1 protein-coding gene is annotated in these 882 nt (G+C 50.0%); it reads right to left on the reverse strand.

What is annotated here, in order from left to right; translation table 11 throughout:
* Positions 1-180: 180 nt before the first annotated feature.
* Positions 181-882 (reverse strand): hypothetical protein (locus CKO23_RS24920; protein ID WP_207168698.1); only part of this gene is annotated, 702 nt, incomplete at its 5' end.

Consider the following 882-nt stretch of genomic DNA (forward strand, 5'->3'; position numbering starts at 1 on the left):
GGGAAACGGGAATCGGGGTGCAGCGTGGCATCGTGTCATCAACTCATCGGCGAAACTCAAGACAGATGAGTAGGATGCCATCGATCGCCCAGAAACAGTATTAGGACTTTCACTCTAGACCACTAGCGGCATCCATGTCACCGAGTCGGCCGCCTCTATTTACAATTCCACTCTTTGAAGCTATTCGTCAGAGGGCGATTTGCCATCACCCAATCTAACTGCCATTTCGAAAAAATGCCCATAGATTTCGTCGTCATTATCGTCGAGTACAAGCCAAGTACCGAAATCGTGCTGGCACACTACTACAGTATCTCCGTCATACTGGATCAGCGCAGCGAGATCGTTCACGTTCAATTCTGTTGCTTCAAATAGCAAACCATTCGAATTCAATAGCCATACTACTAGCGGATGTTTGCCAACAGCTGAAAGATATTGATTTATCGATGGTTCGAGGTCTCTTATTGAATGAGCCTTCACTGAGTCAGTCGTGCTCGTTGGCTGCGAGACTGTGATTTCCTCTCGCGCCCTCTTCTCCGTATCTAACGACTCTTCAGCAGACAAAGGTTGAAAATGAGCATGCAGGCCCAACTGCCGTAACGCATTTTCGAATCGAGTCCATTCGCGTTTGTACAGATTCCTACGATAGGCAATTGCCTTCTTATTTTCTAGTGAGCCACGACTATTCATCGACTTTCGCTTTCCCACTCTGTAAACGGGGCCGCCCAAGAGAGTCACTCTGCCCGAGTGGTTTAACTGCATGGCTGTGAAGGTCACGATTCGTGGCAAATCATCGGACGCCGTTCCCCCCGCTTCAGGGAGGGCGTCTTGGGCTGTTGACGCTGTGCGAGCAAGCGCGCGACGGACAGATGCGGCTTTTTCGGA

Origin of the sequence: Thiocystis violacea (genome assembly GCF_016583565.1) — a bacterium.
Classification (GTDB): domain Bacteria; phylum Pseudomonadota; class Gammaproteobacteria; order Chromatiales; family Chromatiaceae; genus Thiorhodococcus; species Thiorhodococcus violaceus_A.